Annotated in this window: 16 protein-coding genes and 1 tRNA gene; 5 read left to right on the top strand and 12 right to left on the bottom strand. The window is 64.2% G+C overall.

Translation table 11 applies throughout. The features are described from left to right. Window positions 1–29: 29 nt before the first annotated feature. The gene (gene trxA / locus RPF88_RS23130; protein WP_027162862.1) at window positions 30–1,031 is read right to left on the bottom strand and encodes a thioredoxin; all 1,002 of its coding nucleotides are present in this window, start codon (window positions 1,029–1,031) and stop codon (window positions 30–32) included. 84 nt (window positions 1,032–1,115) lie between these two features. Continuing rightward, window positions 1,116–1,613: a prolyl-tRNA synthetase associated domain-containing protein gene (locus RPF88_RS23125; RefSeq protein ID WP_337123280.1), complete on the bottom strand. Its 498-nt coding sequence runs from the start codon at window positions 1,611–1,613 to the stop codon at window positions 1,116–1,118. 255 nt (window positions 1,614–1,868) lie between these two features. Between RPF88_RS23125 and RPF88_RS23120 the strand changes: the two genes are divergently transcribed. Then, window positions 1,869–1,943, top strand: a tRNA-Gly gene (locus RPF88_RS23120). A gap of 195 nt (window positions 1,944–2,138) precedes the next feature. Next, complete coding sequence (locus tag RPF88_RS23115) at window positions 2,139–2,702, top strand: type 1 glutamine amidotransferase domain-containing protein (RefSeq protein ID WP_337123279.1); 564 nt, start codon at window positions 2,139–2,141, stop codon at window positions 2,700–2,702. Window positions 2,703–2,745: 43 nt separating this feature from the next. Here RPF88_RS23115 and RPF88_RS23110 read toward each other — a convergent pair whose 3' ends face one another. Then, window positions 2,746–3,534: a SapC family protein gene (locus tag RPF88_RS23110; RefSeq protein ID WP_337123278.1), complete on the bottom strand. Its 789-nt coding sequence runs from the start codon at window positions 3,532–3,534 to the stop codon at window positions 2,746–2,748. Between the two features lie 237 nt (window positions 3,535–3,771). Between RPF88_RS23110 and RPF88_RS23105 the strand changes: the two genes are divergently transcribed. Next, window positions 3,772–4,167 (top strand): DUF6916 family protein, encoded by a 396-nt coding sequence (locus RPF88_RS23105; RefSeq protein WP_275953398.1) that lies wholly within the window; start codon window positions 3,772–3,774, stop codon window positions 4,165–4,167. 72 nt (window positions 4,168–4,239) lie between these two features. On the opposite strand, the gene RPF88_RS23100 is transcribed toward RPF88_RS23105, so the two are convergent. The 6 genes from RPF88_RS23100 to RPF88_RS23075 form a co-directional block, all read right to left on the bottom strand. Then, window positions 4,240–4,770, bottom strand: a complete 531-nt coding sequence (locus RPF88_RS23100) for a GNAT family N-acetyltransferase (RefSeq protein WP_337123277.1) — start codon at window positions 4,768–4,770, stop codon at window positions 4,240–4,242. 18 nt (window positions 4,771–4,788) lie between these two features. Next, window positions 4,789–6,102, bottom strand: coding sequence for a hypothetical protein (locus RPF88_RS23095; RefSeq protein WP_337123276.1), 1,314 nt, complete (start codon window positions 6,100–6,102; stop codon window positions 4,789–4,791). A 27-nt stretch (window positions 6,103–6,129) separates the two neighbouring features. Then, a complete protein-coding gene (locus RPF88_RS23090) occupies window positions 6,130–6,651 on the bottom strand; it encodes a phage tail protein (RefSeq protein ID WP_064992652.1) in 522 nt (173 codons plus the stop codon). A 9-nt stretch (window positions 6,652–6,660) separates the two neighbouring features. Continuing rightward, window positions 6,661–7,164, bottom strand: a complete 504-nt coding sequence (locus tag RPF88_RS23085) for a phage tail protein (protein ID WP_224618988.1) — start codon at window positions 7,162–7,164, stop codon at window positions 6,661–6,663. A gap of 12 nt (window positions 7,165–7,176) precedes the next feature. Next, on the bottom strand, window positions 7,177–7,674 hold the full coding sequence (locus RPF88_RS23080) for a phage tail protein (protein WP_064992654.1): 498 nt from the start codon (window positions 7,672–7,674) through the stop codon (window positions 7,177–7,179). 257 nt (window positions 7,675–7,931) lie between these two features. Next, window positions 7,932–19,964 carry a hypothetical protein gene (locus tag RPF88_RS23075; protein WP_337123275.1) on the bottom strand — a complete coding sequence of 4,011 codons (12,033 nt, stop codon included), beginning with the start codon at window positions 19,962–19,964 and terminating at the stop codon, window positions 7,932–7,934. 293 nt (window positions 19,965–20,257) lie between these two features. Here RPF88_RS23075 and RPF88_RS23070 point away from each other — a divergent pair, with 293 nt between their 5' ends. Together RPF88_RS23070 and RPF88_RS23065 are read left to right on the top strand one after the other, a co-directional pair. After that, window positions 20,258–20,788 carry an invasion associated locus B family protein gene (locus RPF88_RS23070; RefSeq protein WP_245267610.1) on the top strand — a complete coding sequence of 177 codons (531 nt, stop codon included), beginning with the start codon at window positions 20,258–20,260 and terminating at the stop codon, window positions 20,786–20,788. A gap of 68 nt (window positions 20,789–20,856) precedes the next feature. Next, window positions 20,857–22,095, top strand: coding sequence for a Xaa-Pro peptidase family protein (locus RPF88_RS23065; RefSeq protein WP_337123274.1), 1,239 nt, complete (start codon window positions 20,857–20,859; stop codon window positions 22,093–22,095). 223 nt (window positions 22,096–22,318) lie between these two features. On the opposite strand, the gene RPF88_RS23060 is transcribed toward RPF88_RS23065, so the two are convergent. From RPF88_RS23060 to RPF88_RS23050, 3 genes are all read right to left on the bottom strand, one after another. Further along, window positions 22,319–23,761, bottom strand: coding sequence for an amidase (locus RPF88_RS23060; RefSeq protein ID WP_337123273.1), 1,443 nt, complete (start codon window positions 23,759–23,761; stop codon window positions 22,319–22,321). 205 nt (window positions 23,762–23,966) lie between these two features. After that, on the bottom strand, window positions 23,967–25,058 hold the full coding sequence (locus tag RPF88_RS23055) for a Gfo/Idh/MocA family protein (RefSeq protein WP_224618997.1): 1,092 nt from the start codon (window positions 25,056–25,058) through the stop codon (window positions 23,967–23,969). 352 nt (window positions 25,059–25,410) lie between these two features. Further along, a complete protein-coding gene (locus RPF88_RS23050) occupies window positions 25,411–26,574 on the bottom strand; it encodes an ABC transporter substrate-binding protein (protein ID WP_013528758.1) in 1,164 nt (387 codons plus the stop codon). Window positions 26,575–26,604 lie beyond the last annotated feature (30 nt).

The following is a 26,604-nucleotide window of genomic DNA, read 5'->3' as shown; positions in this document are numbered from 1 at the left end:
CCCGTGCGGCAAAACAACCGGCAGCCGGCTCAGGAAAACAGCAGCGCCGACAATTTGCGGCGCGCGGCCAGCGTCGCCTCGTCGGTCATGCCCCAGGCCTCGAACAGCTGCAGCAATTGCGTCCTGGCGCCATCCTCGTTCCAGGCCCGGTCGGCCTTGATGATGGCCAGCAGATTGTCGGCGGCGGCCGTACGGTCGCCGTTGGCGTTCTGGATCATGGCCAGATCGAAACGCGCCTGGTGATCTCCGGGATTTTCCGCAAGGCGCCGCTCGAATTCGGCTGGATTGCCGAGAGCCGCCGCCTGCGCCGCAACCGCCATCCTGGCGCGCAGGGCTGCCAGTGGCGGCGCATCCTTCTTGGCCTCCGGGGCTGTTGCCAAAAGCGCCTCGGCGCCTTCCGTGTCGCCGGCCTCGAACAGCAGCTCTCCCAGTCCGGCGATCGCCTCGATCGTCTCCGGCGCCTGCGCCAGGATGGCGTCATAAATGTCGGCCGCGGTCTGCATGTCGCCGGCGTCGCGCGCCTCGGTCGCCGCTGCCAGAGCTTCGGCCACCGGCGGCGCGCCATTGCCCTTGCCGCCGACCTTGGTGATGAATTCGTTGATCTGGCTCTCCGGGATGGCACCCATGAAGCCATCGACCGGCTGGCCGTCCTTGAAGGCGATGACCGCCGGGATCGACTGGATGCCGAGCTGGCCGGCGATCGACGGATGGTCGTCGATGTTCATCTTGACCAGCTTGACCCTGCCGCCGGCGGCCTTGACCGCCTTCTCCAGCTGCGGCGTCAGTTGCTTGCAAGGTCCGCACCAGGGCGCCCAGAAATCGACCAGCACCGGCTGGCGGCGCGATTCCTGGATGACATCGGCGGCAAAGGCAGCCGTCGTCGTGTCCTTGATCACATCGGCGGGAGCGGCGGGCGTATCGCCAAGCGCGACTTTCGCCGGCGCCGGCGCGGTTCCACCATACTGCACCGAGGTGGTGTACTGGCCGCCATTGCCGCCAAAGGGGCCGCCGAACGGATTGTTGTCGCTCATCTCTTTACCCTTCCGTGGCGCCGCCGGCCGGCAGCCAGGCGCCCTATGCTTCAGACCATCGGTTTTAAGCCATCCATGTGGCGATCACGCGGAGACTTTCAAGATAGCAGCATCGTGCCCGGTTGCCTCGACGAATCTGATCAGGTCGCCCGCTGCGATCGATGTCGTCGCCTCATTGGTCAGCGGATGCCCATTGATCACCGCATGCTCCATCAAATCCTTGTCGAGCACGAGCTTGACCCTGTTTGCCGTGTCGTTGATGATGCCAAAGACCGTGACGGCGCCCGGCGTGACGCCGAGCAGCTCCATCAGCATCTCCGGTTTGCCGAAAGAAACCCGGCTGGCGGCGCCGATCACCTGGTGGATCTGCTTCAGGTCGACGACCGCGTCCTCGCCCACGGTCACCAGAAAGAAATTGTCCTTCTTGTCCTTCAGGAACAGGTTTTTCGTGTGCCCGCCGGCGATCTCGCCGCGCAGCGCCCGTGAATCGGCGACGGTATAGAGCGGTGGATGGCGCTTGGTCGAGGCAGCAATGCCCAGCTCGGCAAGAAAGGCAAAAAGTTCGGCTTCGGTCTTCGGCATCGGTTTCGTCTTCGTCCCGTTTGTGAGCCCATGCCGTTTACGGCCAATGGGGCAGCCGACACAAGACCGTCATGCGAGATCACGGTGAGCGGCACCCGCCCTTTGCGGCGGCGCCCCCGCCGCCCGCCACTCGCGCGCCCGCCGGCGGCTTGCCGGCCTCGCTTGCCGGGTCGTAAAAAAGCCTGCGATTTCCCTGTTGCAATCGCCGCGCTCTTCAGCCATATAGGCCCGGCTTGCGGCCAAGACGCCGTGCGAGCGGGTGTAGCTCAGGGGTAGAGCACAACCTTGCCAAGGTTGGGGTCGAGCGTTCGAATCGCTTCACCCGCTCCAATTTCCTCTTAGGAAATCAAGCATCGAAAAGCCGCGGTCCGCCGCGGCTTTTTCGTTTTTGGACATTGTCGAACTGGGAGCTTGGGCCGAACTGCGCTTCGTCCATCCGCCTCTCATGTCACATAAAATTACAGCCAGGAACGCTTCCCGCCTCGCCTCGTTAGCCCTCCATCACCTAGCGATGGAGAAAAACCAATGCAGGATATTTCCGGTAAGCGCGTCGCTATCCTTGCGACAAACGGGTTCGAACAATCCGAGCTTGAAGTTCCGCTCAAAAAATTACGCGAGGCGGGCGCCGAGGTCGATGTCGTGTCGCTCGCAAGCGGCAAGATCAAAGGCTGGGACCTCAAGGACTGGGGTCGGGAGATTCCCGTCGACAAGACGTTGGATGAGGCGCGGTCGGACGACTATGACGCGATCGTCCTGCCCGGCGGGGTTATCAATCCGGATCTGCTGCGCGTCGAGCGAAAGGCCCTGGACTTCATCGAATCGTTCTGGTCGGCCAAGAAGGTCGTCGGCGCGATCTGCCATGCGCCCTGGCTTCTCGCCGAGACCGGCATCGTAAGGGGTCGCCGGGTCACGTCTTACAAATCGATCAAGACCGATGTGATCAACGCCGGCGGTCTGTGGGAGGACACCGAAGTCGTCACCGACCAGGGGCTCGTCAGCAGTCGCAATCCCGGCGATCTCGACGCGTTCTGCGACAAGCTCGCCGAGGAGATCAGGGAAGGGCGGCACGACAGAAGGGTTGCTGCCTAGCCGCCTGTCCGCCCAGACGATCGGTTGCGCAAGCTTTTCACAGTCAGCCCTTCGCCCCATCCGCCTTCCGCAGCGATGCCTGATGCACCAGCGAGGTCCAGCTGTTGGTCGAGGCGAGGTGGCAATAGAGCAGGCCGAGCGCGCCTGATTTGCGCAGGTCGAGAAACGCCTCGTCGCTCAATTGGTTGAAGGCCGGCTCGTCGATCACCTGGAAGTCGGTGAGATTGAGCACCTCGCCGCCCTCCAGCGTCACCTTGCTCTGGCGCGGCGCAAAAAGGCCGTGCGCGTCGATCTTTTCGACCATCTCGCGGGTGGCTCGGAAGTCGATCTGGAACTGGTTGCAGAAGGCGAGCGCCTGTCTGGTCGCTTCGGTCGGCTCGTTGCCGGTGAAGAACGGCAGGATCTTGTCGTCGCGCAACGGCGCCAGCAGCTGGTCGACGACACGGTCGCTGGACCGTTCGACGCACAGCGTCAGCCGGCCGGCCGATGTCGGGTCTTCGGCCAGGATGAAGGGGAAGCGGCGGACATAGGCGGGGATGTAGTGGGGCCCGGTCCATTTGCCGTCGGCATCGACGAACAGGTTCTCGTTCTGGCGCACGCCGGTGATGATCACCGGCGACTTGGCCGGGCCGATGAAGACGATCGGGTAGGAGCGCATCGCCGCCGGCATTTCCGACGCGACCACCGGAATGGCGTGCGCCGAGCGGGCGAAGCCGAAGTCACTGCGCGCGGTCAGGCCAAGCGAGCCGTGCCGCGCCGGATTGAGCGCCTCGGGCCTCGAATAGAACAGCGGCAGCGCATCGCCCGGCACGTCCGTCTTTGCATCCGCCATCATCCGTCTCCCGCACGCCCGTCAGGCTGCCAATGGTCCCGAAGCCGGGATCTATGCTTTGTTTGCGCTGATCTTGGATCGAAAGGAATCCCGCGCAGGAACAAAGTACTACAGCGTCTCTTGCGCGCATAAAAGGACAGGCGGTGCTGTATTTTGGGATTGCGGCGACGAATTGTCTTAGGGCGCCCGGCCCGGCAGTCTGCCTGCCTCTGGACAGCTTACGGCGAAGCGGCGACAGTGCCGCCGCTGGAGCAATTCCGGGAAAAGTGTGCAGCGGTTTTCCCCTGGCAATTGCGGAGAAACAAAAAGCTGGATCGGATCCGAACGCTGAACCGCTCCAGCGCACAGATTGAGGCAAACGGGATGGCGTCGGTGTCGGATTTCGAGCAGGGACAAACCTTCACCATCGAAGCCGGGGGCAAGCAGATCCCGCTCGAACTGAGCGCGGTCAAACCCATCGCCGCCAGCCCGCGCCCAGGTGGCGGTTTCTCGCTGCTGTTCAGAGGCCCGCGCGACATCGCGCTGCCGCAGGCGACCTACCTTTTCACCGGGGAAAGCGGCAGCCACGAGATCTTCATCGTGCCGGTCGCCGCCGATGCGGCCGGGCGGCTGTACGAAGCGGTGTTCAACTAGGCGACGTTTGCTTTTTGAGGCGACGCTTGCGCTGCGGCGCGAAACCTTGACGCCAGCGGGACAGCCATCGTCTCACCCCGCCCCGCCGCTCGGCGCCGCACACGCCATCAAATCGTATACACCCTTGTCCTCGACCACCGCAAAACCGAGCCTGACATAGAGCCACCTGGCCGGATTGTGCTTCTCGACGTGGATCGATACTGATTTGCCGGCTAACCATGCCTGGTCGATGAGATCGCGCAGCAGTGCGGTGCCGTAGCCCTTGTGGCGATGCTCCGGCAGGAAGGCAATGTCGATGATACGGTGCTGGCTTGGCCAGCGCTCGATGTAGAGCCGGCCGATGTCTTTCCCCGCTCGTTCCACCACCAGCCAGTCGGCCTCGGGATAGTGTTTTTGGTAATGCGCGTGCTGCGCCTGGAACTGCATGCTGAGGAATTCGGCCTTCTGCGCGTCGCTCCACGCCGTCACGGCGAGTTCATCCATGCGCGTCGAGGCGTAGAGCCGCGACAGGAACGGCATGTCCGCGTCCATTGCCGCACGAAAGCGGAGCCCGGCCTTGTCGGAGCGCGACCATACCGGACGTGCCTGTTTCGTTTCTGCCACGCGACCGGAAATCAACCGTCAGACCGGCGGCGTCAGGTCGCGCACGACGACGATCTGCTTGAGATTGTTGTCGGTCAGCGACGTCCAGTTATACTCCCATTCGGAACTGTCGATGCCCATCTGGTTGATCGTCCACAGCCCGTTGGTGCCGTCCGGCATGCGCGCCAGGCTGAACAGAGCAAGCCGGCCATCGGCATTGTAGTTGAGCGTCAGGCGCGTCGAGCGAAGGGATGCGCCGAAATCGCGCCATCCCGACCAGTTCTGGGTGTAGGCATCCCATTGCGCGTTGAATTGGAGGAAATGCTGGTCGGCGGCGACCAGCACGATATCGCCGTCGCCCTGGATGCCGGCGGCAAGCGCCAGGTTGGACGCCCTGGAGTAGCCAGGTGTCGCCCACTGCGTCCACGTATCCGATCCGGCGGGCATCTGGCGCGTATGCAGCACCTGGCCGCTCTGGGTCAGGGCGAACAGATTGGTGGCGCCGAGCGGGCCGATCACCGGCGCCATCTCGATGAAGCCACCTGTCTGGGTCGTGTCGATCTGCACCCAACCCGTCCAGTCGGCGGCCCTCAAGGCCCGCGCCTTCGCCTGCTGGCAGCGATAGAGATGCAGGTTCGAATTGATGCCGAACAGCGCGATGCGGCCGTCACCCTGGCGTATCGCCGAAACCGTCACAAGCCCGCCGGGGATCTGGATCCAGTCGCTCCACGGTTTGGCCGGCGGCGCCGGCACCTCGACGGTGACGACGATCGGCGTCGTCGTGCCCGGTGGCGTGATGGTTTTCTGCACCTGCACGATCTGGTCCGGATTCTGGTAGATCCACCAGATGCGGCCCTGATTGTCGGTGACGAAGACTTCGATGCGGCCATCGGCATCGCGCGCCATCGAAAGCTTCTGGTAGCTGGTCGCGCCGGGCGGCGTGCCGATGCTCATCGGCGCGGTCCATTTCTCGACCGGGCCGATCTGGTTGGCGTCCTCGGTGATGAAGGACAGGTTGGTGGTTCCCGATGGCTGCGCGACCACCGCGACGCGGCCGTCCCTGGTCAGCCCCGCCGTCATGATCACCCAGGCGCCGGGCGCGATGAACGACCAGGCCGAAGGCCATGGCCCGTTCGGCGAAAGCTGCGCCTTCTGGATCAACTGCCCCTTGGCGGAATCGATGCCCACCACCATCAGCCGAGACAGTTCGAAGAATGACGCGCCGGCCGGCTTGTGCTGGTAAATGGGTGGGGGGCTGGACGGCGCCGGGCGAGCCCTGGCCCTGGAGGGCGCTTTCCGCGCCGGCGTCTTCGCCGCGGGGGCCTTCGACTTCGGTTCTGCGTTCTTGGCCATGATATCGGTCCTGCCCTGTTGGCTCGGTCAGCCTCTTGGTGGGAAAATGCCTTGCAGCGCGATGCAGAAATAGCAGGTGAGATAGGGCTGCATATTGTTGTGCGGCTGGTCGCCGCCGATCGGCCGCACCGCCTGATCGCTGAGCGGCGTCAAAGTGGCCGTCGCCGAGTAGGACTGCCCGGGAGCCGTCCGCGCGAAAGATCGTGCGGGACTTGGCGCCGCCAGATTGGCGGGATTGACGTTGGCCATCAAATTGTGCCCGTGCTGCGGCATCTCCGATATCAGCAGCGACACTGTCTGCGAACCGCCCGTCTCGCCGAGATCGTGCAGCGAAAGCCCAGGTCCTTGCCCTGGGTGCATCGGTGCGCGGCCTTGCAGATCGGGCAAGGCAAAGTTGGACTTGCCGTCGCCGCCATAAGTGGTGCCGAGCAACGAGAACAGCGCGGTGTTCTGCGACAGCGGTAGGAGCTGGCCATCGCACCAAGCCCAGCCGCTGGGCGCGAAATTGAAGGGAAAGATTCGGATTTCGGCGACGAATGGGTCAGCCATGATGTCCTCTCAGGTCGGCGACGGAAAAATGCCGAAAAGCGAAATGATAAAATTGACGCAGAGATACGGCTGGAAGTTCGTATGCGGCTGGCTACCGCCGGTCTGCCCGGCCGTCTGCGGGGACATCGCCGCAGCCGCCGGTGCCTCACGATAGATTTGTGACGCGCCGACCTGCCCGGTCATGTTGCCGGCCGGGGTGCTTGCCCCGGCATTGTTTAGCGAAGCAAGGAACGGATGCGTGTGCGATGGCATCTGCTGGGGCGTAAGCGTGACTTCTTCCGCGCCACCAGTTTGGGAAAGAATGAAATCGGCGCTTTGATGGATCGGAAGGCGGCCGCGCAGGTCGGGCAGCGCGAATGTGCTCTGGCCATCGCCGCCATAGGTGGTACCGATCAGTTGGAAAAGCGTCTCGTTCTCCGAGATGGGCAGCAGCTGCCCTTCGCAGAACATCCAGCCGGCTATCGCAAAATTGCCGGCAAACATGCGAATTTCGCCAACGAAGGGTTGTCCCATGGCTGCGCTCCCTCAATTCGGCGACGGGAAGATGCCCTGCAAAGCGATGCAGAAGCTCAGGGTCAGAAATGGCTGCATGTTCAAATGCGCCTGGTTGTTGCCGACGGAGGCCAGCGTACCGGGATCCATCGCCGTGACGTTCCCGGGCGGCGTATAGGTGTTGGCGACGGTTGCCAGCAGATTGCCCGTGGGCACCGGCACATCGGCACTGGCGGTGGTGGCCTGCTCGACATGACTATGAAACGGCAATTCCGCGATCGAAAGCGTGTGCACCTGTTCGCCGCCGCGCTCGCCCAGCGTGTGCCCGCCGCCGACATGAATCGGCACGCGCCCGCGATAGTCGGGCAGCGCGAAATTCACCCGGCCGTCGCCGCCGAAGGTGGTGCCTAGCAGCGAAAACAGCGCTTGGTTCTGATTGATGGGCAGCAACTGTCCATTGCAGAGCGCCCAGCCCTTTGGCGCGAATATGAAAGACATAATTCTGATTTCGGAAATAAATGGTTCCGACATCGCCACCTCCTCGTTGTTTCCGCATACTAACGCACCACAGTGACATTACGCAACGACAGGAGAATCGCAAATAGAGAAATATCTTGAATGCGCTTTTATTAAAATTCGGCAGAAATCCATTTAGCAACTGGGTAGAAATCGTCATCGCTCGAACGTTCCCCGAGTGAATACCAACCTGATCAAACTGAGCTGCCGCATAGAGCCCGATCAAAGGTTGAGAACCTTAGTGTTGCTTGCCGAATAAATGATTTGGTTGATCAGGGCGGCGTTACCGGCAGAGTATTCACCAGCACGATTGTACCCACTCCACCCGTGTCATCGTAGGTAGGTGCGCCCACATTGTCGTCCTGTACGACGCCTCCGGCGGTGCCCGCCACCGAGCCGTTGCGAGACAGATTGAAGTGTGTACTGGCGTTGAAGTTGCTTAAGCTGACGTCCACAATTGCATTTGGCCCGCCGGCGAAGGTGTTTTGCTGCACACCCGCACCGCCGAGCACGAGGTTCATCGTGCTTGTATCCCCGGCCGTGCCGCCATTATCGGCAAAGAATGCGGAGAACGGGAATGCGCTACCTGGCGCAGTCACACTGTTGCCGAACACTGAAGCATTCATTGTCGCGCCACCATCGTTGTTCTGCAGGTGGATACCTGTATTGCCCCAGCCGGCGATGGTGTTGTTCTGGATAAGCGTGGTCAACGAGCCGCTGGCGCCTGCGGAGCGGACGAAGATGCCATCGGAATTCGAGCCCGTTTTGGCAACCAGCGTGTTGCCGACGATTCTGCCGGTCATAGTGCCGAGGTCCTGGCCCTTGGCGACGAAGATGCCGACCGTGTCGAAGGCATTGGCGCCGCCATCGCTGTTGACGTTGTTCGAGATGTTGAAGGTCGTCGTCGCGGCGGACGTGTTGCCGGCAGAGCCGCTGCGCACCGAAATTGCCGTGCCGCCGCCCGGTATGATCGTCTGGCCATTGTGGAAAATATTGTTGGTGGCGACCACATCCATGGTCGTATTGTTGTTGGCGACCGCCTCGAAGAAGTCGGAGCGCGTGCCAGAGAACGTGTTGTTGTCGAGCGTCACATTCGCGGTTGCGTTGTTGTAGACGGTGAAGCCGACATTATCGTTGCCGAGGGTTGAACTGATCAGGCCGAACGTGTTGCCGCTCATGGTCAGCCGGTTCAGCGTGCCGCTGGTGTTCCAGACGGCGAGATTTCCGTACGCGCCGCCGCTGATGTTGGAACCAGTTATCGAGGCGCTGCCGAGCAGATTGTCAAAGCGGACAGCGCTTTCTTCAATATCGCCGGCATCGTTGGAGCCGTTGACGCCGCTGATGGTCATGCCGGTCATCGTGAAGCCGGTAACCGTCTTGCCGTAGATAGCGAAGTTGGAGAAGTCGTTGAGCTGCATGTTGGCCAGCGATACGTTCGCCGTGCTGCGCAGGAAGATACCGGTGCCGCCTGTGCCGGACGTGGTGTTGCCGGCTGCGGTGCTGCCGTTGAGGATATCGCCGCCGGTCTTATTCGAGATCGTGCCGCCGGAACCTGCACTACCCGTACCCGTCACGGTCAGTCCGCCGCCTGAGCCGGTGTTGTCGAGGACTATGCCTGCGTTGCCGCTCAATCCTGTGGACGAGATACTCTGGAAATTCAGCCCGCTGGCGCCGATCGTCGTGTTGACGACATTGAGCGCCGTGCCTGTGCCGGACGCGATCGTGTTGCCGGCGCCCTGCACCGTCACCGTCCCTCCGCCCGTGGCGCTGAAGCCGTCGCCGCTCGTTGTGTTGATCGCCAGCCCGCCATTGGTGAAATTGATGGTTGCGCCGGGATTGCTGGTCAGGATGACGGCGGCGTTGACGCCGGTCGAGAGCGTCTTGACTCCGCCGCCGAAGTTGATCGTGCCGCCAGCGTTGCTGAGCACGGCAATGCCCAGCCCGCCATCGTTGCGGGTGATCGAGCTGGCGCTGTCGAAATTGACCGAGCCGCCGGCCATGCCGCGGATGTTGGCGACATTGCCGCCAGGATTGGTGATGTCGACATTGTTCAGGTTGACGACCGCGCTGACGTCGTCATTGCCCGGCGTGCCCTGGTCGCCATCGACGACGAAGGCATTGTTCGCAGCCCCTGCGTCGGTCTGGATGGCGACATTGTTGAAGGTGTAGGTGCCGGTCGCATTGTTGGTCGAATCGCCGAGAATGACGATGCCGGCCGTGCCCGTCAGGCTGGCATTGTTGACGGTGACGCTGCCCGCCGCGCCGTCGATCACAATGCCGGTGCCGCCGGTGTCGTTGAGCCCGTTCGCCACGGCGGTGGTGAAATTCACCGAACCGCCGGCGGTGTCGGCGACGACGATCATGCGCTGGCCGGCGGTGGCTTGCGTGATCGTGCCGGCATAGGTGACGGTGGCGGTGCCGCCATTGACGTTGAACGCCGTGCCGCTGGGGCTGACGATGGAGGTACCGGTACCGAAATTGAACGTGCCGCCCGAGCCGTTGAGGATGTCGACGCTGGCATTGCCGCCATTCAGCGTCGTCGTGCCGACGAAACTGTAGATGCCGTCCGCATTGTCGAACTGCAGGCCGGTACCGTTCGTTGCCGACAGCGCGCCGGTGGCGAAGTTGAGCGTGCCGCTGTGCCCGCCCGCGACGCTGACCAGGGTCGCATTGTTCGACTGGCTGACATTGCCGGTATAGTTGAGGTTGGCGGTGCCGCCGCTGACAGCGATGGTTGCCGCGCTGCCGCCGACCAGCGTGCCGGCGCCGAGATTGATCGTCCCCGACCCGATGACGTTGGTGAGGACGACGGCGCTGTTGCCGCCGGCGCCGTTGCTGGTCGAGGAAAAATTCATGCCGGTGGCCGCGACGGTGACGCCGCTCAGGTTCATCGCCACACCGGTGCCCGTGGCGATGGAGTTGCCCACGCCGGTGACGCTGACCGCGCCGAAGCCCGTGGCATTGAAGCCGGCGCCTGCCGAGGTCACGATCGTCAGACCGCCGCCGTTGAAATTGACCGTGACCGGGGCGCTGTTGCCGGCAATGTCGACGCCAAGCCCGCCGCCGCTCATGCCGATGGCGTAGCTGGCGCCGCTGATGTTGTAGGTGCCGCCGGTGTTGGCGGTGATCGATATGCCGGTGCCCCCGCCGGTAAAGCTGTTCGAGGCGCCGGACACCGTCACCGTGCCGCCTGCATTGTTGTTCAGCGATATGCCCAGCCCGCTGGCCGTCAGATTGCCACTCAGGGCGACGAGGCCGGCGCCGGCAAGCCGGCTCTGGACATTCAGCGCCGGACTGAATGCGCCCGAATTGCTGACAGTGCCCGAATAGCTGACGGCCGCCGTGCCGCCGACGACATTGAACGACGCGCCCGTTGCGCCGGTCAGCGAACCAGTTCCAAGTCCGACGATGCCGCTGACGTTGGTCAGCCTGACATTGTTGGCGCCGCCGACCGAATTGGTCGAATCGAGCGCGATGCTGGCGGCGACGCCAGAGAGATTGATCGCCTGGCCGGTGGTCGCCCTCACCGTTTCTGCGGCAGCGGTAGCTGTGATGCCCATCGTGCCGCCGGTTCCAACAATGCCGGTGCCGCTGGCGGTGTCGATGGTCACGCCGCCGGTGAAGCTGACCGTGCCGCCGGTTTGCGAGACGCCGACGCCGGTGGTCGTGTCAATGTTGGCGAGGCCGGTGATGTTGAGCGTACCGCTCGCCACCTGAATGCCGCCGCCCACCGTGACGGTGCTGTTCAGGGTCACCGTGTTGAAGGTGAAGACGCCGGTGTTACCGGCGTTGATCGTCATAATGCCGGCAGTCGTCGCCGCGGCAACGCTCGTGTTGCCGGTGACGGTGAAGGTACCGGCGACGCCGTCGAAAATGATGCCGCCGCTGCTGCCGCCTGAACTGATGCTGGTCACCACCATATTGACGGTCAGCGGATCGAGATCGAACGCCGCGCCATTCCCCGTGAAGACGCCGCCGCTGCTGCTGTTCAGCGTGAAATTGGTGGTCTTGGTGTTGGCGAGGACGCCGGTGCCGCCATTGTTGAAGACGCTGAACGCGCCGAGATCGAGGGTGCCGCTGGTGTTGGTGAAGCTGAGGCCGTCGCCCTGGACGCGCCCTGGGCCTGGTGAGCCAACACCGATCGTTCCGGCGCTGACAGTGCCGCCGGCGCCGTTGGAGTCGAAGCGGACATTGTTGAAGGCGATGCCGCCGCCAGTGCCGCCGAGCACAGTGTTGTCGGCAAAGGACTGGATCTCGACCGAGTTGTCCGTCGCGCTGATGTTCTGGCCGGCAAAGGACGCGGCCAGCGCCGATCCCGTCGATTTCAGCGTATTGCCGTCGATCGAAAGCAGAAGCGTGTTGGCCGGCGCAGCTGATGTGGAGAAATCGAGCGCCCTGCCGCCGGCCGCGATGTCGTTGTTGCGGAGGAAGAAACTGGAGGCGGACGTCGCGTTGACGGCGACACCAGTGCCGGTGCCTGTGTTGCGGATGATGAGGTTCTGGAGGCCGCCGGTGACGACGCCCGAGCCTGATGTCGCCAGATCGACCACCGAGCCGGCTGTGTTGCTCTGCAGGATCGGCCGTAGCGTGTCGATGCCCGCCGGTGCCGCGATGATCGGCGAGTTTTGCACGGTGGTGAAATGGAACGCAGCCGAAGCGCCGGCGCTGGTATCGACGCCAAGCTGCGAGACATCGACGGCCGCGTCGTCGCTCTTGAAGGCGAGCAGTACCTGCCCGTCATCGAGTTGGAACGACGTACCGCCGAGGTCAATCGTCGCCTGGCTGCCGTCGACGTTCTTGTCGATGAGCACAATGACATTGGCGGTAGATGCCTGGGCGTTGGCATAGGTGCCTGGATTGAGCAGGCTGCCGTCGCCAAGGGCGGTGGCATCGGCGGTGACATAGTAGACCTTGTACGAAGACAGGTTCGACGTGTCGCCGCTGAAATTGACGTCGTTGAAATTGTAGTCGCCATTGGTCGGCAGCGTGTCGGTGGCGTGGATGACCTGGCCGTTGCCGAAGGTCTCGATCTTCGATTCGGCCGGGCTGCCGCCGTCGCCGAACACCAGCCTGGCGTTGGTGGCGCTGGAGAACTGGACGCCCTGGGCGACCTTGGTGATGGTCGACGTCTGGCCAGCCGGGCCAGGATTGTTGTTGAGGAGGTCACCGAGCTGGATCGTGCCGGTGCCGGTCGTGCCGGCCATGTCGATGCCGATCGACCCTGTGGAGTTGCCTCCATCGACATCAAAATCGTCCGCCGTGATGGTGCTCGTGCCGAGCGCCGCACCGTTGAGGTCGAGGCCGACGGCGTTGGTGGCGCTGGCCGCGATCCCGATGTTCAGGCTGTCGAAGCTCAGCGCCGAACCGAGCGTGCCGGAAATGTCGACGCCGCGCGAGGTGATGTTCTGCAGGTTGACCGCGCCGAGGTCGATGGCGCCGCCGCCGACATTGTTGAGCGACACCCCGGTCGCGGCGCCGTTGCTCGAAATCGAATCGAAGGTGATGCCGCCTGCGCCGACCGTCGCGCTGTCGAGATCGAGCGCGGTGCCCGTGCCGGTGGTGATGGTGTTGCCGGCGCCGCTGACGCTGACCGTGCCGGCGGCGAAGGTGCTGGCGGTGAAGCCGGCGCCGCTCGAGGTGGTGATGACGAGGCCGCCATTGGTGAAGGCCAGTGTGCCCGTGCCCTGGGTCGGACCGATGCTGGGGAGCTTGACGATGGCGCCGTTGGTGCCGCTGCTGGTGTCGAATATCTTCGAGGTGCCGGAGAAGGTGGCCGTTCCCTCGGACGATCCGTCGAACAAGACGCCGACGGCGCTGCCGGTATGATTGATCGTGCTCGAAATATTGTACACGCCCTCGGCATTGCCGCTGAAGGTGAAGACCGCTGTCCCCGGCAGCGCTACTGCCGAGGTCGAAACGACCGAACCGCTCATGTTGAGCTCGCTCCAGTCGCCGCCGCCGACTTGCAAGACGCTGCCCGCGCCGACGTTGATCGAGCCGGTGTAGTTCAGTGTGGCGTGGACAAGATCATTGCCGCCGGCGAGCGTGATCGCTGAACCAGTGGTGCTTGTCGTCGCGCCGATGCTGGCGCTGCCGCCATTCCCGCCAACGTTGACGGTCCCGCTCGAGGTCGTCAATGCGATACCGATCTCGGCGCCATCGATGTTCAGGGTGGATCCGGCGACATTGGCGATGTTTATGGTGCCGACCAGCGGCCCACCAATATCGAACCCTCTGTAGCTGACGTCGAGATCGGTCTTGCCGGTGAAATTGACCACGCCGGCGCCGCTCAGGCCGATCAATGAAGCGCCGATGTAGCCGGTATCCCTCAGGCCGCCAATGTTGACGTCGCCGCCGAGATTGATACCTCCAAGCAGCACACCAGCGCCGGCACTCGTGGACACGGCCGAGACGCTGTCGAAGGCAACGCCGCCGGCGCCGACATTGGCGCCGAACAAGATAAGACCGTCGGCGCCGGAATTGATCTCGTTGCCCGTGCCGGTGACCGTAACGGCGCCGGTGGTAAAATCTCCGAAGGCGATGAAGCCGGTGCCGGTCGTCGTCGTTATGTCGAGACCGCCATTGGTGAAATTGATCGCGGAATTGGTGTTGGGGGCCGGTGTGCCTGCGGGGAAATTGCCAACGAGACCCAGGCTGACGGCGTCCGTCGCGCCCGAGCTGATCACCTTGCTGGTGCCCGAGAAGGTGATCGCGGCCGAGTCGTTGCCGGCAATGACGATATTGCCGCCAGCGGCCGCGTTGGTATCAGTCAGGTTGCCCGACAGCGTCACCGAGCCGCCAGTCATGCTCTGGATCGAAACAGCCGCGCCGGTGCCGTTGCTGTTGATGGTGCCGGCATAGGAGATGATCGCGCTGCCGCCGCTCCCGGCAGTCGTCGAGCCGACATTGAAAGCCGTGTTCGCGCCGGTGTTGGTCAGCGTGCCGTCGCCAATGGTCACCGTGCCGGTCAGGTTCTGCAGGTTGATGCCGCCGCCGGTCAGCGTGCCCGCCGGACCGCTGTTGGGCAAGCTGCCACGCGTGACCGTGATGTCGCCGCTGCCGCCATTGGCGTCGAGCAGCGTGCCGGCAACGTTGACGTTGTTGTCTGCGATCGACAAATTGGTGTCGAGGCCGACGACCTTGAACGCTGTCTGGCCCACGGCGACATTGCTGACCGTGACGCCTTCGATGAAGATGCCGCCGGTATTGACGAAGCCAGCCGCGCTCCCGTCGACGAGGAAGACCGAGCCGCTGCCGCCGCTGAAGTCGAAAGCGGTGTCGCGCACCTGGTTGTTGCCGAGCAGATGCAGGGTATCGCTGCCCGTGCTCTTGACCACGCCCTCATCGCCGGTGACGTTGCCGCCGGTGGCGCCGAGATTGCCCTGGACATTGACCGGCTGGACGGTACCGGAGGTGAGGATGGAGGCGCCGTTGCCGAAGCCGATGATCGACTGGCCGGAATCGAGCGTGAACGGGGTGCCGCTGAGATCGACGGTGCCGACAAAGGCGAAGTTCAGCGTGCCGGTCATGGCATCGGCCTCGGCGACCGTGTAGGTGGTCACGTCGGCGCTGAGCCCGTCCGTGTTGGCGTGGACGATGCCACCGCCCTGGGAAATCATGATGGTCCCACCGACCGCGCTGGCCAGATGGGCGGCGCCGGTGAAGTTGACGTCGTCGAAATCATAATTGCCGAGCGTCGGATCGAGCCCGATCGTGTTGACGGTGTAGCCGCCGGCGGCGGCGCTGATGGAGGACTGCAGCCCATCGGCGGACGTGCCGTCGCCGAAGGTGAAGTTGGCGTTGGCCGAGGTCGCGGTGGCGCCGCTCGACGACAATTCGACGCCGACGCCGACATTGGAAATGCTGGAGCCGCGCAGGAAGGTGATGGTCTTGTTGCCGGTCGTCGACGACAGGTCGATGCCGCGCGAGGTCAGGCTGCCGGTGCCGGTGATCGTGGTCAGGCCGAAATCGGCCCTTGTCGAGGAACCGCTCGAGGAACCGCTGAAGTCGATGCCGGTCTGGTTGGCGCCAACCTCGTCGATCGTGGTCGTGCCGAAGCTGATATGTTCGTTGATGTCGAGGAACTCGATGCCGGCGGTGCTTGCCGCTCCCAGCGTAACCTGGGTTGTGCCGAAGGTGACCGTGCCATTGTCGGCAATGAAGATGCCGGTGCCGCCAGGCGTCGTCACGGTGACCTCGCCAAAGCTCGCGGATGCCGTGCTGGCGACATTGGTGACGGACAGGCCGGTGCCCGTGGCATTGGTGATCGACAGCGGCGCGGTCACGTTCAACGTCGCGGTGCCGCCGAGGCTGCTGACAAGCGCCCCGCCGCCACCCGTCGCCGACAAGGTCGGGCCAGTGAAGCTGATCGCGCCGCCGACCGGGGGCAGCGTCGAGCCGATCGCGAAAAGATTGCCGGTGCCGGTGGAGGTGATGGTGCCGCTGAAGGTCACCGAGCCGCCGGTGGTGCCGTCGACCTTGACCGCCGCGCCTGGCGCGGTTGCCGAGCTGGAGACGTTGGCCGCTACGCCGACTATCGCGCCACCGCCGGAAACGACGACACCGTCGCCAGCGCCCGAATTGGTGATGGTGCCGCCGAGGATCGTGATCGAGCCCGTATTGTTGGTCAGGCTGACATCGGTGCCCGCGACATTGGTCGTCACCAGATTGGTGATGGTGAAGGTCGATGACGAAGCGTTGATTGCAAGGCCGTTGATGCCGGCAGCGGTGCCGCCGACAGTGACATTGCCACCCAGGAACTGGCCGCCCGAGACGGCATTGAAGTTGAGCGCCGTGGCCGTCGCAACGCCTGTCGTGATGCTGTCGAACGCCATGCCGCCGGTGCCGATGGTGATGCCGTCGAGATTGATCGCCCGGCCGGTGCCGGTGGTGATCTGCTCCGTGCCCGCGGCCGCGACTGTGATCGTGCCGCCCCCGGTGGCATCGAAGCCAGTACCGGTCGTCGTGGTCAGGTCCAGCCCGCCGTTGAATTTCACCGTGCCGCCGGTGTTGGCGGACAGGTCGATCGCGTTGGCCGAGCCCGTGCTGGCGGTGATCTTGCCGCCGAAGGTGGCGGTGCCGCCGGTCTGGCCGATGATCCTGACCGCGTTGGCCGCATTGGCCTGGTCGATCGTGCCGTTGTAGGTGACGTTGGGCACCGCACCGTTGATGTTGAAGGCTACATCGTCCGTGTTGGTGATGGAACTCGCGGCCGCGAAAGTCAGCGTGCCGCTCGAGCCGCACCAGATGGCCACGCCCCTGCCGCCGCCACTGATGTCGAGATCGTCGAAGGTGGCGATGCCGTCGAAATTGTTGGCGAACAGCCCGACGCTGGCGGCACTGGTAATCTTGGTGTTGCCGGTGAAATCGACGGTCGCGCTCGAATCGACAAGCACGATGCCGGTTTGAGATGCGGTCTGGACGGTCAGGTCGTCGACCGAGACCGTGCCGGTCACACCATTGAGGTAGAGGCCGGACCCGACATTGCTGGCCGTCACGCCCTGGACGGTCAGGCCGTTGATGCCCAGGCCGTAGATCGCCGAGCCGGAACCCCCGGAAATGTTGAAATCGAGCAGCGTGTTGCCGTTGCCCAGCGTCACGACATTACCGCCGCCGGAACTGGTCAGCGTCGCCGCACCCGCTGAATCCGATATGGATTCGTCATGATGGATGTTGGTGCCGGTGACATTCAACGGCACCCCGCCGAGCGAGAACGCGCGGTCGTTGCCGAACGAGGCCAGTTCCTGTCCGTCGCTCAGCGAGAAGCCGGTGGCGTCGTCGATTGTCCCGCGGTTGACCAGGACAATGATGGCGTCGCTGGCGGTAATGCTGTCGGCATATTCGATCGAGGCGAGGTCGGTGATCGACGTGCCGCCGCCCGAAGCCCCGGCCGCAACGAAGATGTAATTGCGCAGATCGTAAAGTTGCGGGCCGGTAAACGCGGTCGTGCCGAAAGCGTAGTGGCCGCTGCCCTCATTGAGCCCGCGCGCATCGAGCGAGGCGGTGATGCCGGAGATGGAGCTGGAATTGCCGCCGAAGGTAAATTCGGCGTTGGCCGTGGCGCCCGGCGTGCCGGCAATGCCCAGCCGCACGCCGGTACCGACATTGGTGATGACGCCGCCATCGGTGATGATGATCACCGCGCCGCCAACGCTCGGCGACGTCAGATCGATGCCGATCGAGCCGGCAGCACCGGTGCCGGTGATGCTGAGCGACTGCGCGGTGAAATTGGTCTTGGATCCGGAGAAGTCGAGGCCGGTGCCGACACCCAGTCCGGAGATGACGATGTTGCCGGCGACCACCGCCGCATTGACGCCGGCAAACGAGATGCCGTCGGCGCCGGGGTTGGTGATGCTGATGTCGCCGAAGCGGATCGTCGCCGGCGAATCCGAAATGGCGATCGCCGGTCCGGTCGTGTTGGAGATCGTCGTCGCACCGTTGACGGTGAAGCTGCCCGCGACATTCTCCAGCACGACACCCGACGTGCCGCCGCTCTGGCTGATCGAGTCCAGCACCACATGGGCGGTGATCGGATCGATGAAGACGGCGGTGCCGCCATTGCCTGACACGGTGCCGCCGGTGGTGGTGAACGTGCCTCCGGTCGACGTGCCCTGCACGGTGATGCCGCGGTCGGTATTGTCCTGCGCATTGACGGTGGCGAAGGTGTAGGTGCCCTTGCCGGTGATATCGAGACCGTCGTCGAGATTGCCCTGCAGCAGCGTCGTGCCGGTGAAATTGTAGGTGCCGTCGCCGTCGATGTGCAGGCCGTCGAGGCCGTTGCCGGTGGCGGTGAAGTTGGAGCCGGTGATGCCGGTCGAACTGCCCGTGAAGTCGGCGCCGTTGCCGCCCGCACCGGTGACCGTCACATTGGTCAGCGTCGCGCCGGTGATGTTGTTGCCGAAGATGCCGTCGCCGCCGCCGGTGATGGTGATGCCGTTGAGCGTGTTGCCGTTGCCGAGCGTAAAGACGGGGTTGGCGACGTTGGTGCCCTGGATCGTGCCGTCGCTGCCGCCCAGGTTGAAGGTGCTGGTGCCGCCGCCGAAAAGCCTTGCGGTGACGCTTTCGCCGCCGCCGATGACGGTCTGTCCATTGGCAAGCGTCACCCCGCCAGTCGTCAGATTGCCGTTGCCGCCGAGTGCCACGACAAAACCGTTCGCACCCGACTTGGTCACGGCGTCGTCCAGCGTCGTCGGGTCGGCCAGCGTGCCGGCGCCGGCGAGGCCGCCATCGGCGTAGTAGAACTTGCCGAAGGCGGCATTGGTGGCGGCGTTGATGGCGACACGCGTCGTCGTGCCGCCGGTCAGCGTCTGCGACTGGACGCGGACGCCGATATCGCCACGCACGCGCTCGTTGACGCGCTTGCGCAGGCCTTCGCTGACCGGATAGACCGGCTCCGGCCCGCTATCGGCCCCATTGGCGGCGTGGTCCGAGCCGCTGCCGGGATTGAACGGGATGTTCAGCCGCACACTGCCGGCGAACTGGGTGTCGTCGCGATTGTCGTTGCGGACCTCGCCGGCGAAGACCAGTTCCGTGTTGCTGCCGAAGACATCGCCGATCGTATACTCGAACCCGGCCTTGGCGCCGGTGACGCTGCCGTCGTCGCCATGCGGATCCTCGAAATGATAGCCGCCAATGTCAAGCCGCAGCGAATGCTTGTCGGGCAGGTTGACCGGCACCTGCGCGCCGATCTCGCCCTCGATGCCCCATGCCGCGTAATCGCGGTGGTCGAGGACCGAGATCTGCTCGATCAGCTGGTTGCTGACCATCGACAGGGTCGAACTGGTCGAGTGATCCGTCGAATCACCCTTGATCGGCAGATAGACGTTCACATGCGCATCGAAATGAGGCGTGATCGCCTCGGCGCCCAGCGTGGCCGCGGTGAACTGGGTGGAGTTGTAGTTCTCGAGATTGAGATAGGCGTAGCCGCCGATCATCAGGTCCGGGTTGACGATGCGGCGAATGCCGAGGCCGACATCCTGGCCGGAACCATCCTTGAAATCGTGCTTGGCCCGGACATCCAGGAACAGCACGGATTCGGCCGTCTGCTTGAGCGGGATGAAACCTTCGAGCGCGCCGTTGCCGCCATTGTTGTCGGCGCCGATGATGGCGCGGATCTGCGGCTGCCATAGCCCGTTGGGATCGCCATAGGCGGCCATGCCTGAAAGGCCGAGCGCCAGCGTCGTCAGTGCCGTCGTCTTCCAGAGATGCCTGGCGATTCGCGAACGGCGATAGCCGGCGTGCACGCGGAAATCCTCCCCACGCGCCGCCATCTCACCAACTTGCCGAGGCGTCTCGGTAGTTCCCATCCCTGGCGAGTCCTTCGGGGACTGCACGCACCCCGTGTAAAATCTTACTCGAATTCTATTGTATAGCGAGTCTCCGGCGCTTCGATTTCTGAGGGCCTCCTGCAATATTGTTCGTTGTATCCAAAAAGCCACAGTAATTTCGCCGGCTTGCTTGCCTCCTGCTCGGCTTTCGGAACAGTCGCGGGTGTTGTATCAAGCCATGCTCGGGAGAATACCGGGCGCGGCGAGGAAACATGCAGGGCATCCGGCAAAACAACATGACATTTACTTTAGCTAGATCTAATTTACTCGGCATGGCCGCGGGACTGGCCGCCCTGTGGCTTGCTCTGGCCACCGGCCCAGCCCTCGCCGAAGATGCCAAGCCGGCCCAGCCAAAGCCGGCTGAAAGCAATGCAAAACCGGCCGATGCCAATCCGTGGGCGGTGAACTGCTCCAGCGGTTCGACGACCACCGAGCTTCAGTGCCAGCTTTCGCAGAACCTGACCGAGGCCAAGACCGGGCAGCGCGTGCTGACCGTGACCGTGCGCCGCGACAACGGCAATGGCAGCCTCGCCATGCTGCTTGCCCTGCCGCACGGCCTGTTCCTGCCGTCCGGCGCCTCCTTCCAGATCGATCAGGGCCAGAAGACGACGATTGCCATCCAGACCAGCGACCAGAACGGCGCCTATGCCGCCACGCCGCTGTCGGCGGATCTCATCAAGGCCATGAAGTCGGGGACCAATCTGAACATCGGCATGGAATCGGTCACCCGCAAGCCGGTCACCATCCCGGTGTCGCTGGCTGGCTTCACCGCCGCCGTCGCCAAGCTGGAATCGATCAAGTAGCTGTTGTCAGCGGCTTGATTGTACGCACCCGGAATGCTCCGTTGCCGCTTCGGACAGTGGAGAAACCCATGACAGGCTTTGTCGACCGCCAGCGCGCTGCGCAACTGATGGACCGCGCCGGCATCGAGGCGCTGGTGCTGTGCGCGCCCGAGGCCTTCCACTATGCGACCGGAGCCTCGATCGGCCCGGCGGGATTGTTCCGGCGCGCCGGCGCCGGCTTTGTCGTCATCCCGGCTGGCCGAGACCTGCCGATCGGCGTCGTGGTGGCGGACTTCAATGCGGGACAACTGCAGCGGGTTCTGCCGGACGCTGTTATCCGCAGCCACCCGATCTGGATCGAAGCCGCCACGCTGGACGCCTCGACGTCAGGGCAAGGGTTGCCGCAACGCATCGAGGCCGGCCTTGCCGGCCGGGCGCCTGGTTTTTCTCGGCCCGCGACATTCGAACTCGCCCGTGCCGTCGACGAGCTGAAGCAGATCCTGACCGGGTTCGGGCTCGGGCGCGCAAGGGTCGGCGTCGACCTCGATTTTGTTCCCGCCGCCGATTTCTTGGTCATGCAGGCGCTGCTGCCGGCCTGCACGATGGTCGACGGCTCGGCCGTGCTCGACAGGTTGCGGACCATCAAGTCGCCGCGCGAGATCGACCTGCTGCAGCAAGGCATCATCCTGTCGGAAGCCGGGCTGGAGCGGCTGCAGGTCGATGCGATGGCCGGCATGCGCCACGCCGATCTCATTGCCCTCTACCGGCAAGGTGTCGCCACGGCCGCGGCCGGACTGTCCCATCCGGTCCAAACGGCCGAATATGTGACGCTGGGCGCTCGGGCCAAAGATGCCGATGCGAAAGCGATGCCTGGCGATCCGCTGAAGTGCGACATGGTCTGCACGGTCGGCGGCTACGCCTCCGACATGTCGCGCAACTTCACCTTCGGGCCGCCATCCGCCGAGCAGGCCGAACTGCACGCCATTGCCGAGCGGGCCTTTGACGACGGGCTGGCGTCCCTTGTTGCGGGAACCACGCTCGCCCACGTGCATCGCGTCGCCACCGACAGCCTGGCGCGGCAAGGGCTGCGCACCTACCGCCGCGGCCATTTCGGCCATGGCGTCGGCCAGTCGGTGTTTTCCGAACAATGGCCGTTCATCGCCGCCGACAGCGATGTCGTGATCGAAACCGGCATGGTGCTGGCCTTCGAGATCCCGCTCTACATAGACGGCCTCGCCAGCTTCAATCTCGAGGACCAGTTCCTGATCATGCCGGACGGGCCCAAGCCGATGAACCGACTGCCGAGGCGGCTGGAGAGGATTGGATAGGGAGGCGGGTCACTGCAGGGGCAGCGCTCTACGGCGCCCCCCTCTGCCCTACCGGGCATCTCCCCCCTCAAGGGGGGAGATTGGCAGCTTCGCCGTCTCGCCCACCTTACCGTGTAGATGATTTGGCGAAGGCTGTTGAGCGCGTAATCTCCCCCCTTGAGGGGGAGATGTCCGGCAGGACAGAGGGGGGCGCCACGGAACTCGGCGGTGGGCTGCCAAGCACCTAACCACTCACCGCCGGCCTTCTCCCCCTCCACGGCATCTCTTGCTCCAGCTGCGCCGACGCGGCCAGCACCGTTGCCTCGTCGCCGTAGCGGCCGACCAGCTGCACGCCGATCGGCACGCCGTCTTTCGACCAGCCGAGCGGCAGCGAGATCGCCGGCTGGCCGGAGATGTTGAAGGGGAAGGCAAACACCGAGTCCGCCCATTTGGCGTTGTAGCGGTCGATATCGGTTTCCGACATGTCGTAATGGCCGAGCGGGCGCGGCAGCTGCGTCAGCGTCGGGGTAATGAAGAGATCGTAGGCGCCAAGGTCGCCGACGATGTCGCGGCCGACCTGCCTGAGCTGCTCGACGTCGGAGATGTGCCTGGTGCCGCTGGTCGCACGGCCGCGCTCGATGATCGCGAAGGTCACCGCCTCGACATCACCCGGTGTCACCGGCCGCCCCATCACCGTTTCAAGGTAGTCGAAGGTCGCCGCCGTCTGCACGCAGGTCATGTTGGTGTAGGTCTTCCACACAGCATCGGCGTCGAGCGGCATGTCATGCTCCTCGACATGGTGGCCGAGCCGCTCGAGTACCGCCACGGTCTCCAGCACCGCCGCCTTCACCTCCGGATCGGTCGCAGTGCCGTTGGGCGGCGTGACGGAAAAGCCGATACGCAGCTTCGTTGGCGCCCGCGCCGACAGGCTGAGCCAGGTGCCATCAGGAACCGGCGGCGTGTAGGGGTCGCCCGGCAGCGCGCCGGCGACCGCGTCGAGATAGGCCGCCGTGTCACGCACCGTGCGCGAGCAGCAAAGAAAATAGGCGCCGCCATACCAATAGTCGCCGAACGGCGCGAGGCTGACGCGGCCGCGCGACGGCTTCAGGCCGACGATGCCGCAGCAGGAGGCCGGGATGCGGATCGAGCCGGCGCCATCGCTGGCTTCGGCGATCGGCACCATGCGCGAAGCAATCGCCGCGGCCGCTCCGCCGCTGGAGCCGCCGGGCGTGATGCCTTCCTTCCACGGGTTCTTCGTCGCGCCGTAGAGCTTTGGCTCGGTGGTGATCGACCAGCCATTTTCTGGGGCGTTCGACTTGCCGACCAGCACCAGCCCGGCCGCCTTCATGCGGCGAACCACTTCGGTGTCGAAATCGGCGACGACATCTTTCAGGTAGAATGAGGAGTTGGTGTTCGGCGCCCCGGTCCAGGACGAGGCCAGCTCCTTGAGCAGGAATGGCACGCCGGCGAAGGGCGCTGATGTGTCGACCGTCTGCGCCTGGGCGCGCGCCATGTCGTAGAGGCGATGGATGACCGCATTGAGCGTCGGGTTGAGCCGATCGACCAGCGTGATCGCCGCTTCCACCAGCTCCGCCGGGGTAACGTCGCCGCGCTTCGCCAGCGCCGCAAGGTCCAGCGCGTCGGACTCGGCATAGGTTTTCAGCAGACTGTCGGTGACGGCGGCCATATCTCTCTCCTTCGGCGGATAGCTTGTGTTGATGCTGCTCCTGCGGAGAACTGTATTGGGGCATCGGCCCCCTCACCCAGCCTCCGCTTCGCTCGGCTGACCTCTCCCCGAGGGGAGAGGAGACTTGCAGCGCCAGCGCCACCCTCTTCTCCCCAACGGGGAGAAGGTGGCCGCGAAGCGGCCGGATGAGGGGGCTGGTGCGACTTCAGGCCAGGTCGATGGTGCGCCCCAGTGCGATGCTCTGCTCGGCGGCCAGCACGATGCGCAGACTGTTGACCGCCGCATCCATCTGCTCGGTGAGGTCGAGATCCTCGCGGATGGCGCGCAGGAAGAAGGCCTGCTCGCGATCGCACAGTTCCTGGTGGCCGGGTTCGTCCTCCATGCTGACGATCTCGTCGGGTTTGGAGAAATTCTTGTCGCCGTCGACAGCGGCATAATGGATCTTCAGCGCATCGGTCTTGGTGTGGCGGTCGATGTCGGCGGAATTCGAAACCTCTGCCAGCTCGGCAACACTGCTTGCCTGCTGGCCGGCGACGATCGACACCGCGCCCTTGGGGCCGACGACGTCCTTCACGAAATAGGCCGTCTCGCTCATCATCGGGCCCCAGCCCGCCTCGTACCAGCCGACCGAACCGTCATCGAAGGTGACGTGCAGATGGCCGTAATTCTGCTTGTCGGCTTCCGCCCAGAGCTTGGCGCCGATGCCGTGCACGCGCACCGGCTTGGCGCCGGTCAGCTGGCACATGACGTCGACATAGTGGACGCCGCAATCGACGATCGGGATCAGCGAATCGATCAGGTTCTTGTGCCAGTGCCAGGCGCTGCCGCTGCTCTGCTGGTTGAGGTTGAGCCGCATCACCAGCGGCTTGCCGAGCGTCTTGCCGACCTCGATGAACTTGATCCACGACGGATGCACGCGCAGAATATAGCCGAGCACCAGCTTGCGGTTCTTGGCCCGCGCCGCCGCGACCACCTTCTCGGCATCCTCGTTGTTGGTGGCGAGCGGCTTTTCCATGAACACATGGCAGTTGGCGGCGATTGCCTTCAGCGCGTATTCGGCGTGGGTGTTCGGCCAGCTGTTGATTGAGACGGCGTCCGGTGTTGTTTCCTTCAGCGCCTGGTCGAAATCCTCGTAGAGTGGGTAGCCGGCTAACTCTTCCGGAATTTTCGTGTTGCTCCTGATCGACCGGCTCATGATGCCGACGATCTCGAAACCGTCGAGCCGGTGATAGGCGCTGGCATGCGACGCACCCATATTGCCGAGACCCACCACCAGCACTTTCACCTTGTCGGACACCGCTACCTCCCAAATTCTTGATTGAATAATATGCGGCGATCGGTTGCCGCTCGCATGTCTATCCGGGACAACCACCTCGGGTCAGCGCCGCCGCTCATTGCCTGCCCTCTCCCCCGTCGATCGGGGGAGAGGTGTCGAGCGAAGCTCGACGGAGTGGGGGTCGACCCTCGCGCCCGCCTGAGGTCTCTTGCTCGTCAGATTGTGCCTGTCTTGCGGCGACTGCGCGTTTGACGAACGCCTTCCCCCACTCCGTCGCCGCTTCGCGGCGCCACCTCTCCCCCCTCCGGAGGGAGAGGAAAGGAGCCAAGGCAGGGTAATGGAGGGCGGCGCCGACATGACCCGTTGCGCAGCCCTATTTCACCGCCGAATCGAACAGATGCGCCTTGATCTTCTCGACATCGAGCGCGGCAAAACCTTCCGACAGCTTGACGCCGTCGGCATCGGCCTTGACCTTGGCCTTGTCGAAATCATTGGCCGGGCCGATCAGATCGTTGGTGCAGACATCCTCGGCCTTCACCGGGGCGGTGATCTGGCCGATCTTGTGGATTTCGTCGAAGAAGCCCTGCCAGCTCGCCATGTCGTGCGAGCCCCAGCCGCCGCGCTTGTCCATGTCGCCGCGGAAAACGTTGATCTGCTGCAGGATCGAGGTGGTGCCGAGCTCCGGCCCGAGATTCTTGGCCAGCGTCGGGAACTGCTCGAACACCGCTTCGACCGCCGCGCGTGGATTCTGGTAGCCGAATTCGAGGCCCATCGCCCAGCCGCGCAGGTACTTTTCCAAAAACGCCTTGCGGTCGGGATCCTCGAGATCGGCGGCACGCACGACGAAGGTGTTGGCCGGCAGCTTCGAATTCTGCACGCCGAGCCAGTATTCGAAGTCGAGCCCCTTGGCGATCCATTCGGCGCGCAGCCCTTCCCACGACAGGGCGGCGTCGCCCTGGCCGCCGGCCAGCGCCGTGCCCCAGGTCGGCCAGCCGGCTTCGACATATTTCACCTTCTTGATGTCGACGCCCTGCGCGGCCAGCAGCGGGTCGGTGATCGACTGCCAGGCGGCGGAGCCGAGCAGGATGGTCTTGCCTTCCAGCTTCTTCAGGTCGTTCGATCCCTCGCCCTTGCGGAAGGCGATGCTGAACGTGTCGCGCGCGCCCATATGGAACACCGACTTCAGCTTCATGCCGTTCTGGATGGCGAAGGAGAACACGCCGGGCGACGGGAAGCCCATATCGGCCTGGCCGACATCGACGAACTTCACCGTCGCGGTGCCGTCCGATGGTCCCGGCTGCATGTCGGTGTCCAGCCCGTCGAAATAGCCGGCCTTCTTGGCCGCCCAGTAGGGATAGTCGTCGAGCACTTCGAGCGTGCCGCGCGGCGAGATCCAGGTGAATTTTCCGTAGGGTTCGGCCCTGGCCTTCAGGCCGGTGGCGCCAAGCGCCGTCGCCGTCACCAGCCCGGCGCCGGTGACCTGCAGGAAGTAGCGGCGGCTGATCCCCGCCGGGTTGATCGAGTTCTCTTTGGTCATGGCATTCCCCTTTTTTGTTTGATGTCAGTC

It is taken from the genome of Mesorhizobium sp. ISC11, assembly GCF_037162595.1.
GTDB lineage: Bacteria > Pseudomonadota > Alphaproteobacteria > Rhizobiales > Rhizobiaceae > Mesorhizobium > Mesorhizobium ciceri.
Note: the sequence above shows the minus strand (reverse complement) of the source record. Positions and strands in the feature narration are given on the sequence as shown.

Excerpts from the sequence above, each read along its gene's own strand:
- trxA (WP_027162862.1), bottom strand. The coding sequence starts at position 1,031 with ATGAGCGACAACAATCCGTTCGGCGGCCCCTTTGGCGGCAATGGCGGC.
- RPF88_RS23125 (WP_337123280.1), bottom strand. The coding sequence starts at position 1,613 with ATGCCGAAGACCGAAGCCGAACTTTTTGCCTTTCTTGCCGAGCTGGGC.
- RPF88_RS23115 (WP_337123279.1), top strand. The coding sequence starts at position 2,139 with ATGCAGGATATTTCCGGTAAGCGCGTCGCTATCCTTGCGACAAACGGG.
- RPF88_RS23110 (WP_337123278.1), bottom strand. The coding sequence starts at position 3,534 with ATGGCGGATGCAAAGACGGACGTGCCGGGCGATGCGCTGCCGCTGTTC.
- RPF88_RS23095 (WP_337123276.1), bottom strand. The coding sequence starts at position 6,102 with ATGGCCAAGAACGCAGAACCGAAGTCGAAGGCCCCCGCGGCGAAGACG.
- RPF88_RS23090 (WP_064992652.1), bottom strand. The coding sequence starts at position 6,651 with ATGGCTGACCCATTCGTCGCCGAAATCCGAATCTTTCCCTTCAATTTC.
- RPF88_RS23085 (WP_224618988.1), bottom strand. The coding sequence starts at position 7,164 with ATGGGACAACCCTTCGTTGGCGAAATTCGCATGTTTGCCGGCAATTTT.
- RPF88_RS23080 (WP_064992654.1), bottom strand. The coding sequence starts at position 7,674 with ATGTCGGAACCATTTATTTCCGAAATCAGAATTATGTCTTTCATATTC.
- RPF88_RS23075 (WP_337123275.1), bottom strand. The coding sequence starts at position 19,964 with ATGGGAACTACCGAGACGCCTCGGCAAGTTGGTGAGATGGCGGCGCGT.
- RPF88_RS23070 (WP_245267610.1), top strand. The coding sequence starts at position 20,258 with ATGGCCGCGGGACTGGCCGCCCTGTGGCTTGCTCTGGCCACCGGCCCA.
- RPF88_RS23065 (WP_337123274.1), top strand. The coding sequence starts at position 20,857 with ATGACAGGCTTTGTCGACCGCCAGCGCGCTGCGCAACTGATGGACCGC.
- RPF88_RS23060 (WP_337123273.1), bottom strand. The coding sequence starts at position 23,761 with ATGGCCGCCGTCACCGACAGTCTGCTGAAAACCTATGCCGAGTCCGAC.
- RPF88_RS23050 (WP_013528758.1), bottom strand. The coding sequence starts at position 26,574 with ATGACCAAAGAGAACTCGATCAACCCGGCGGGGATCAGCCGCCGCTAC.